This is a genomic window from Sneathiella sp. (genome assembly GCF_029233945.1).
GTDB lineage: Bacteria > Pseudomonadota > Alphaproteobacteria > Sneathiellales > Sneathiellaceae > Sneathiella.
The window spans coordinates 1-2,385 of record NZ_JARGOQ010000111.1; the positions used below are offsets into that span (position 1 = coordinate 1).

At 58.1% G+C, this 2,385-nt stretch carries 4 protein-coding genes; 2 read left to right on the plus strand and 2 right to left on the minus strand.

Features of this window, described 5'->3' with window-relative positions; all coding sequences use genetic code 11:
• On the plus strand, nt 1-510 hold a 510-nt coding region (locus P1U71_RS17870; protein ID WP_301107030.1), incomplete at its 5' end, for an MSMEG_1061 family FMN-dependent PPOX-type flavoprotein.
• Nucleotides 511-552: 42 nt separating this feature from the next.
• On the opposite strand, the gene P1U71_RS17875 is transcribed toward P1U71_RS17870, so the two are convergent.
• Together P1U71_RS17875 and P1U71_RS17880 are read right to left on the minus strand one after the other, a co-directional pair.
• Entirely contained in the window at nt 553-1,101 is a 549-nt protein-coding gene (locus tag P1U71_RS17875; protein WP_301107031.1) for a GNAT family N-acetyltransferase, read from the minus strand.
• Entirely contained in the window at nt 1,094-1,339 is a 246-nt protein-coding gene (locus P1U71_RS17880) for a hypothetical protein (protein ID WP_301107032.1), read from the minus strand. The genes P1U71_RS17875 and P1U71_RS17880 overlap by 8 nt, the downstream gene beginning before the upstream one ends.
• Before the next feature lie 149 nt (nt 1,340-1,488).
• Between P1U71_RS17880 and P1U71_RS17885 the strand changes: the two genes are divergently transcribed.
• Nucleotides 1,489-2,385, plus strand: coding sequence for a LysR family transcriptional regulator (locus P1U71_RS17885; RefSeq protein WP_301107033.1), 897 nt, complete (start codon nt 1,489-1,491; stop codon nt 2,383-2,385).

Here is a 2,385-nt window from a genome sequence, read left to right on the forward strand (position 1 = left end):
CAATGGATCGAGCGGGCGCCTTTTTTCGCGCTCGCAAGCTGCGGGCCGGACGGGCTTGATTGCTCCCCGCGCGGCGATCTGCACGGTCAGCTTTTTCGTATTCTCGATGACCGGCATATCGCCATTCCAGACCGGCGCGGCAATAACCGTATCGATACCTTGCGCAATATCGTTGCTGACCCGCGTGTCGCGCTTCTCTTCCTGATCCCCGGGATCGAGGAATGCCTGCGGATTAACGGCCGCGCGCTCATCACAACAGAACCTGAATTAGTTCAAAGCTTTAAGGTTGACGTCACGGTGCCACGCTCAGTCCTGCGGATGGAGATCGACGCCGTCTATTTCCAGTGCGCGCGGGCGCTGAAACGCGCGAAACTCTGGGATCCGACTGCCAACGTTACCAAGGGCGACGTGCCGTCGGCAGGCCAGATGACGAAGGCGGCCAAGCCCGGTTTCGATGCGGAAACCTATGACGCCGGGCTCCCCGCCCGCCAGCAGTCGACCCTTTACTAAGGGATGACAGGTTGAGTGGCGGACGGGGTCACCAGACAAGAGCTATTGCGGTCGCTTGGACCCGGCGACAACCGCAAAGGTCGGGTCCGGCAGGATGAAAACACCCTTTGTCAGACCTGTCTGGTGGGAGAAACCGGCACCGAACTTCCAGGCAAGACGGCGCATTGCCGCATTGTGGGGCAGAAAATTCACCTCAAGCCGGACAATCCCGTTATCCCGCGCGCAGCTGTGCGCGAGCTCCATCAGCCGGGTGCCGATGCCGATATCCTGCCAGTCGTCCTCGACGCTGATGGCAAGTTCGGCGATATCGCGCGGCATATCCGGATCAAACCGGAGTTCAACCACCCCCCGGAGCGTATCCCCGATAAAGGCACCGCAGATGATCGGCATTAGCCGACCCTCATTCCGGCAGTAGTTCTCGATCATCCGCTCGGACACAGGATTGCCGAAGCGAAGCGCCCGGCTTTCCGGGCTGAGCCGGAGCAGATGATCCTGCAGGAGATAGTGCTCCAGCGGGCGCAACTCACGGTAAATCGGCGTAAGAAAGCCGTGCCGGGGCTGCAAAAGCGCCGTGTTTACGGGATTAGTCATAATGCACCCGCGTTTGCTGATGCCGGGCAGTCATGGTTTCCAATTTATGGATCACCCAGACCCCGAGCCGCTTGCCAGCCTGGGCAAGCTCGTTAAATTCTTTGCGGACCCACATGTTGGCAACTCCTGACAGCCGGTGAATTTCTTCACTTCTAAGCCGCCGCGCCTCCCGAATGCCGCGATCGATGTCCGCAAGTGTGATATTTCTATCCGTTTTGTCTTGAAACAAATCATTCATCGAAATTTCCTCTTTTACTCTTGCGAAAAAGATATTCTGCAGCCATATATATGCTGCACTGCAATAAATATGCTGCGATGCATCATTTGAGAAGAGCAAATCTCGTCATAGCAGCTTTGCCTGAGAGGAATAGATAGGGACACGAGCCCATGGATATCGCCAGTCAGATGATCCTTTTCGCCAATGTGGTGGATCACGGCAGTTTCTCGGCTACCGCGCGCAGTCTTGGCCTCACGCCATCCGCCGTCAGTAAGCAGATCAGCCATCTGGAAGATCGGCTTGGCGTGCGATTGCTCAATCGATCAACGCGGCAGGTCTCCACCACGCTGGAGGGGCGCAGCTTTTATGAGCGCTGCGCGCAGATTTCCGCCGAAGTGCACCGCGCGGAAGAGCTGGCGCAATCTTTCAGCGGCCGACCGCAGGGGAACTTGCGGATTGCTACAACCGTTGCCTTCGGAAAAGCCTGCCTGATGCCGCTAATGCCGGCCTTTACCGCCAATTATCCCGCGCTGAAGGTCGAGCTGGAACTGACCGACCGCCATATCGACCTCTCCGACTCCGATTTTGACCTTGCCATCCGCTTCCCGGAGCAAATCACCGACACATCGCTCGTCGCCTGCAAACTGGCGAGCAGCAAGCGCCTTCTCTGCGCCGCGCCCTCCTATATTGCGGTTCATGGCACACCGGAGACGCCGACGGATCTTAAAAATCACAACTGCCTTAGAATTTCAACGGTATCCCATTGGAATGACTGGCATTTCAAGCGCGGCGATGAGACCTGGACCTTCGCCGCCACGGGCAATTTCGACGCCAACAGCGCCGATGCCGTCTATCACGCGACCCTCGCCGGGCTCGGCATTGCGCAGCTTTCCTCTTACCTGGTGGAGCCGGACATCGCGGCGGGCCGCCTCATCACCCTCCTCCCCGATTATGAGGAAGAGGCCTCCGACATCTTCGCCGTCTATTCCGACAAACGAAACCTCTCCCCCAAGGTGCGCGTCTTTATCGACTATCTCGTCGAACATTTCCGCCCCCTGCCGCATTAG

Excerpts from the sequence above, each read along its gene's own strand:
- P1U71_RS17875 (WP_301107031.1), bottom strand. The coding sequence starts at position 1,101 with ATGACTAATCCCGTAAACACGGCGCTTTTGCAGCCCCGGCACGGCTTT.
- P1U71_RS17880 (WP_301107032.1), bottom strand. The coding sequence starts at position 1,339 with ATGAATGATTTGTTTCAAGACAAAACGGATAGAAATATCACACTTGCG.
- P1U71_RS17885 (WP_301107033.1), top strand. The coding sequence starts at position 1,489 with ATGGATATCGCCAGTCAGATGATCCTTTTCGCCAATGTGGTGGATCAC.